The organism is Psychrosphaera sp., assembly GCF_982872775.1.
Map to the genome: position 1 here is coordinate 16526 of NZ_CEYNSH010000041.1, position 6792 is coordinate 23317.

Genomic DNA, 6792 nt, shown 5'->3' on the forward strand with positions numbered 1-6792 from the left:
TGGGACACTTTCGAAACCTCTTCTAACGCAGGTTGAACGTCACTGCCATAGTCAAATACCACCGCTAAAACCAACACGATTGCCGCCGCACTCATCAGTTTTAACATTAATGGTAAACAAAAGCGGAACCACAAGTGATAAGGCACACCAGCCATACCAATGATACCCATCAATACCGCATTGGTCGGTACAATCATGTTCGAAAAGCCGTCACCAAACTGATAAGCAAGGACGACGATTTGACGGTTTACGCCAACCAGGTCTCCAACAGGTGTTAACAAAGGAATCGTCACATATGCCTGACCACTGCCCGATGGGATAAATAAGTTGAGAAGGGTCTGCATCACGAACATACCGACAGCGGCTAATTCAGAACCGATAAACGAAAGTGGGTACGACATACCATAAACTAATGAATGGAGTATTTGGCCGTCTTCCATAATCAAGGCAATACCACGAGCGACACCAATTAACATAGCGGTTGTCGCTAAGTCTTTTACCCCTTCGATAAATTGAATGGCGGCTGTGTCAGCGTCGAGTTTACCGATAACCGCAGTAAACATACCCCATAGAATGAATAGGGCGCCTAATTCATATAAGTACCAACCTTGTTGGGAAATGCCCCAGACTGCAGCAACAATCGTTGCGATTAGAGCAAACAAAACCAACTTGTGACGAAGTTCAAGTTTTGGATAACCACCTACTTCTTTGCCACCAAGTGGGCAAGGTAAAGATGCTGTCATTGAAGAGTCAGGGTCGTTTATAACTTTTTTGGCGTAGCTCCACACGTGATGAAAACCGATTAATACAAACGGTAAAAATATTGCCAAGCGCAGCTCAATACCTGAATAAACCGGAATGTCAGCGACGTTTTGAGCGACCATAACGGTAAAAGGGTTAAAGGCGGAAACACCGTAACCAATACCATAGCCAGTCACAACCATACCAACAGCTGTCATAGCATCTAGTCGCATAGCTTTACACAAACCAACCAAGATAAGGACAAAAGGAATGTATTCACCGGCTGTGCCGATTGCACCAGAGGCAATGGCAAAACAGAACACCACCATAAAAATAAGCATGTTAGGGCGAGTGCCAAAGCGCTCAAGTAAGTGGCCAATCAAGGCATCAATCGTTCCGGTTGCTCTAGCGATGGCTAGAACACCACCTACAATAAAGACAAAGAATATAATGTCTTGAGCAGCCGCCATAGCCCTAGGAATGGCAATTAAAAAATCCATTGGCGAGAGTCGAACTTGTGACTCAGCGAGTGCAAAGGTGCCTGGCACAACAGTGGTTCGGCCATTTTCCAAGGTGACACTTTCGAAATAACCTTGAGGGACAAGCCAAGTTGCCAAATAGGCGATTAACATCATGCCCAATAAAAGAATGAGCGTGTGGGGTACTTTAAATGCGGTTTTCATTGTTTTTCTTATCCTAAGAATCCATTCAAACACTTGGGAGCTCATGCTAAAGCAGCCATAAACTCAATGTTTTTTATTGTTGCCCAAAGGTTAATCAGTTCGTGTCCGGTTTACAATAGCTTTGTTAACGTCTTACACCTTATGCTTTTACCTTATTTAACTTTCACATCTTTTTCACACGCCTATAAATAGTCTGGATGTATTCAAACAATTTTGTTTAAGGGAATACACTATGACGAATCAGATAAATTTAATTAGCGTTGGCCAATCTTTTGAAACAAAGTCTGACGCTCAAATAAGCACTCAGATAAGTAATAGCAAAAGCACTGAAAAGCAGAGCAGTGACATCACGTTGTTTACGGATATCAATTTAACCATTAATCAAGGTGAGTCATATTCAATTGTAGGTCCCTCTGGCTCAGGTAAATCAACACTGCTAATGCTAATGTCGGGCCTTGCCAAACCAACAACCGGCAAAGTTGAATACATTAAAAACGGCAAATCTAGCCACTTTCAAGAACATCCCAAAGACATTGGGTTTATCTTTCAGCATTTTCACCTTATTCCAGAACTCAATGTGTTAAATAATGTTGCCTTGCCACTCAGGTTACGGGGTGAAAAAGACGCGCTCGAACGAGCAGCAGAACAACTCAAACGTGTTGGCCTTGAACATAGGCAGTCACATCTTCCTTCTCAACTCAGTGGTGGTGAGCAACAACGGGTAGCGATTGCGAGAGCCCTAGTATTTAATCCTTTGTTTATTTTTGCGGATGAGCCAACCGGTAATTTGGACTCAGAAAATGCCAAGCAGGTGGCCAAACTTTTATTGTCATCTTGTGCTGAGCAAGACGCTGCTTTGGTTATTGTGACTCACGATAAAAACCTAGCTCACCAGACACAACATCAACTCAATTTAGCCGATGAACAACAGCTATTTGTGGTTAAGGAGTTAGCATCATGAAAGGGCTATTAGCAGTGGCTGGTCAGTTATTTTGGCAAGAAAAACAAAGTCCTCACATTCGCTTTTTAATGTGGGCCCAAGGCGTACTCATGGTATTTATTATCGCCCTTGGCCTAACGAGTACCACAATTCAGTCTTATCTAACCGACAACTTAGACTCGATGCTAGGCGCGGATATGGTGTTAGTGCATCCGCAGCCACTTGATGATGAACAACTGGAATTTTTACAAGAAACGGCTGAACAAGTTGTTCAGACGCAATTGTTTGATATGACGTTGACTCACAAAGAGCAACTTGAGTCCATTCAGTTTAAAAGTGTCAACCAAGACTACCCGCTAAAAGGTCAGTTATTAGCGACGGACCAAGTAGGTCAAGAAGCTTATGCGGCGTTAGCCACACCGAAGAAAAATGAGGTTTGGTTAGACACGCGCGCTGTCACAGCTTTGGGGCTGTCGGTTGGTGATACTTTGATGATCAATAATCAGCCACTTGTATTAAGTAAAATATTAGTTCACGAACCTGATCGCTTACTAGAGGGGCATTCGGTCGCGATGCGTGGGTTGGTAAAAAGCAGCCTTGTTTCTACCTTGGATATTCCCTCCGCTCAGCTAACGTTCAGAACCTTGATTGCCGGCTCAAAAGAGCAGGTTCAAACCCTTATTAAATGGCAAAAAGAAACACTTCCTAGTGCCACTGTTTTTCATAAAGGCGCTTCTCATCCTCTTGCATCGTTCTGGCAGCGTACTGAAAATTTCATCGGTTTGACCTCTATTTTACTGTTTTTTATGGCGGCCATAGCGATAGAACAAATTTCACAGGTGGTGATGAGAAAAGAACAGTATTTTTCTGCTGTCTGCATGAGTATGGGTATTAACCGTCGCCAAGCGGTTATGTTGTCCGTAGTGAAATGGGTTTTTCATCAACTCTATTTATTGCCCTTTGTCTTAGTCGTTGCTTTTATTTGTCATTGGTTGTTGGTGGATTATTTGGATGGTCTATTAACAGGGTTGGCGTTGTTTATGAGTTTCAGTGGTTCTTTATTTGATGCGTTATTCAGTTCACTAGTTGGCTCGCTGTTAATGATGTGGTTAGTCATGGTGATTTTCCAATTTCCGGTTTGGTGGCGTATTTGGCATCACTCTGCGGCATCGCTTATTCGACCACAAGCCGCAATGAAAAGTTCTGCACTTCTTAGTAAGTTGGCTAGTTTGATTGTACTAACAGCCGTCGCGTTGTTCTATTCAGACAATGGCTTGCTTACCGCTATGGTACTTGCTTCACTTGGGGTGACGATTGGTCTTATTCTTCTTTTTGCATGGTTGATTTTAGTCTTTGGCGAAAAGCTGACAGCTAGCCACGCAGGCTTGGTTCCCTTTACGTTTTTTATGATGAGACAACGCTTGATTACTAAGGTAACTCAGGTGATGGGTATCGGATTGAGTGCGTTTATTTTGTTGTTTACCCTAATGTTTATGCGTGATCTTGGGACTGAAATAGATAAGTACAAGCGTGTCCATGATGGTAATTTAATTGTTTCACAAGCCACGAAAAAACAAATGACTGCGATTGCTAACTGGGCTGAACATGGCACAGCGACCATTCGCCAACAAAAGGCCTTTATAACAGGCAAAGTCATTGCGGTTAACCAGACAAACCTATCGGACTATACAGACAAACCAAGTGACAGCTTAGCGACATTGCAGCGACAAATACGGTTACATTGGACGGATGAAGTTCCATCTAATAATCAAGTGGTGGCTGGTAGTTGGTGGCAACCAGGCACGCAAAACTGGCGTCAAATTAGCGTTGAAAACGAAGTGATGACGGATCTCAGCTTAAGCTTGGGTGATAAGTTGGATATTGCAGTGGCAGACCAAGTTGTAACGTTTGAAATTGTTGCTTCTCATGCTTATCGCTCAGGTGGAGGCTCAATCACATTTTGGATGCAAATTCCCAATAGCGCATTAGCGCATTTAAACGCCGATCAATTTGCGATGGCTAGCTTGGAGCTAAAAGAGGCTGACTGGTCAGGGTTATCGACTTTGTGGCAACAACACCCGACGTTGAGAATGGTGTCGGTGAATGAACTCACCTCGCGCTTCGACAAAATGTTGACCTTGTTGCAACAAGTTAGTTCGGGTTATGCCGTCATTATATTGTTGTTAGCCGGTATTGTTATTGGTGCATCGGTTCAGTCTTTACAGCGCGCCGAGCGACACAAAAACGGCATCATTATGAGTTTTGGCTTAACAGCCAATACCTGTCTCGCTTTAAACGTTATTGAGTGGCTAGTAACCGCCTCTATCGCTGCATTTGGTGCAATAGGCGGTACTTGGTTAGCTGGCCAGCTTATTTATGAGGCTCAGTTTTCGATGTCTTATCGTCCGGATGTTGTGTGGTTAAGTTCGACGTTAGCTCTGATGACGATTGCTGTGGTTAGCTATGGCCTTTATTGCAGCCACTCTAGTTTAAAAGCTGACATTAGAGAGCTTCTTGCAGAGTAAAACTGATGAAATGGATTTCACAATGTTTTCACGGACGACTCGGCAAACTAATAACCGTCAAATAGCACACAGCCGTTTTCAAATAATAAATCAAATACAAAATAAGGAATATTACTATGAAAATACTTGCTTATATCGCCGTCATATTTTTGATGTTTAGTGCCTTTGTGGCGCAAGCCGGAGAAAGTAAAGAGAAGTCAACGCCATCAGTTTTGATGGTCCTAACGAGTTATGGTTTGGACGATGGTAAGACACAGCCAGGTTTTGAATTTGATGAATTTGCCAAAGCATATTTGGTTTTGAGTCAAAGTGGTCTAAACGTTGATGTTGCCAGCCCCAAAGGCGGCGAGCCAGTTGCCGATAAGTACGACCCAAACAAAGCATACAACCAACTTGTGTTGAACGACACTGTTGCAATGAACAAACTCGCCAATACCAAACGACTCGACAGTCTAATGGCCAACCAGTACCAAGGCGTATTTGTTGTCGGGGGTAAAGGTGCCATGTTTGACTTGCCTACTAACACAGAACTCAGCGGCTTCATTGGTCAACTGTATGAGAACCAAGGAGTTGTTGCTGCGGTTTGTCACGGCCCTGCGGCGTTGGTAAATGTGAAATTAAGTAACGGCGAATACTTGGTTGCCAATAAAGCGGTAAATGGCTTTACCAATGAAGAAGAAAAGCTGTTCGGTAAAAAGTGGCTAACTGAGTTTCCGTTTTTATTAGAAGATAAACTTAAAGCGCACGGAGGTTCATTCCAGCACAGCCCATTTATGCTGCCTCATTTAGCCGTGGATGGCAGACTAGTCACAGGACAAAATCCAAGTTCGACCGTAGCAGTGGCTAACGAGTTAGTGCGTCAGCTCGGTAAAGAGCCTGCTTCAATCCCTGCCTTTTTAGATGACAAGACTCTGAATCTAATCGCTGGTTTATTAAAAGGTGATGAAACATCGAGACTAAAAGCCAAAAACAACCTATTTGAATACCAAATCCCACTGGTAGGCATGTACGGTTATTACAAAGTGAAAGTAGCCAAGAACGATAAAGAACTGGCTCAAGCACTGGAGTTGATGGCACTGGCTCAACCAACCTTAAACAATGCACATCTTGGTGTTGAAATGGCGTCGGTTCAAATCAAGTTAGGTCGCAATAGCGATGCAAAAACGACGTTGGAATCAGTTTTAGAAAGTAAGCCAGGTTTTCAACCCGCGCTAGACATGCTAAAAACAATATAACTCTTTAAACAATAAAAAAAGCGTTCACGGACAGACAGATGAATAAGAGTAAGTTAACCATTTTGCTGGTGGAAGACCAACACAGTTTAGCAAGTAATATCGCTGAATACATGGAAGACAGTGGTCATATCATGGACTTTGCAATCAATGGTGAGCAAGCGATTGAGTTGGCTCTCTCGCAATTTTATGACCTGATCATCTTAGATATCAATCTGCCTAAGGTAAATGGCCTGGATGTCTGTGCGACGCTGCGCCGAGAGGCTAATCGTCATATTCCTATATTGATGCTTACCGCACGAGATAGTATCGATGACAAAGTGACGGGGTTTCACGCTGGTGCTGACGATTATTTAACGAAACCGTTTTCGCTTCAAGAGCTTGAAGTCAGGTGTGAAGCTGTTTCTCGTCGGTACAATAAGCAGCCCTTGGAGAAAATAGAGTTAGGTGACTTGGTGATAGATAAACAAAAGCAAGCGATCTATCGTCAAGAACAACTAATTCCGGTTCATACCATGGGGTTTAAAATTTTGACGATTTTGGCTCAAGCCTACCCACAAGTGGTGACTCGTGCTGAGCTCAGCCAAAAGTTATGGGGCGATGATCCCACTGAGTCCGATGCGATGCGCTCGCACATCTATCAATTGCGTAGTGTCTTGGACAAACCCTTT

The 6792-nt window shown here is 43.3% G+C and carries 5 protein-coding genes; 4 read left to right on the forward strand and 1 reads right to left on the reverse strand.

All coding sequences use genetic code 11. From position 1 onward, the window contains the following. The coding region (locus AC4E96_RS11395; protein WP_490255905.1) for a YfcC family protein at nucleotides 1-1424 on the reverse strand (1424 nt) is incomplete at its 3' end. Between the two features lie 232 nt (nucleotides 1425-1656). Here AC4E96_RS11395 and AC4E96_RS11400 point away from each other — a divergent pair. From AC4E96_RS11400 to AC4E96_RS11415, 4 genes are all read left to right on the forward strand, one after another. Further along, nucleotides 1657-2385, forward strand: a complete 729-nt coding sequence (locus tag AC4E96_RS11400; protein ID WP_490255906.1) for an ABC transporter ATP-binding protein — start codon at nucleotides 1657-1659, stop codon at nucleotides 2383-2385. Beyond that, nucleotides 2382-4889 (forward strand): ABC transporter permease, encoded by a 2508-nt coding sequence (locus AC4E96_RS11405; protein ID WP_490255907.1) that lies wholly within the window; start codon nucleotides 2382-2384, stop codon nucleotides 4887-4889. Before AC4E96_RS11400 ends, AC4E96_RS11405 begins: the two co-directional genes overlap by 4 nt. Nucleotides 4890-5005: 116 nt before the next feature. Next, nucleotides 5006-6124 carry a type 1 glutamine amidotransferase domain-containing protein gene (locus AC4E96_RS11410; RefSeq protein ID WP_490255908.1) on the forward strand — a complete coding sequence of 373 codons (1119 nt, stop codon included), beginning with the start codon at nucleotides 5006-5008 and terminating at the stop codon, nucleotides 6122-6124. Nucleotides 6125-6162: 38 nt separating this feature from the next. Beyond that, nucleotides 6163-6792 (forward strand): response regulator transcription factor (locus AC4E96_RS11415; protein ID WP_488032612.1); only part of this gene is annotated, 630 nt, incomplete at its 3' end.

Excerpts from the sequence above, each read along its gene's own strand:
- AC4E96_RS11405 (WP_490255907.1), top strand. The coding sequence starts at position 2,382 with ATGAAAGGGCTATTAGCAGTGGCTGGTCAGTTATTTTGGCAAGAAAAA.
- AC4E96_RS11410 (WP_490255908.1), top strand. The coding sequence starts at position 5,006 with ATGAAAATACTTGCTTATATCGCCGTCATATTTTTGATGTTTAGTGCC.
- AC4E96_RS11400 (WP_490255906.1), top strand. The coding sequence starts at position 1,657 with ATGACGAATCAGATAAATTTAATTAGCGTTGGCCAATCTTTTGAAACA.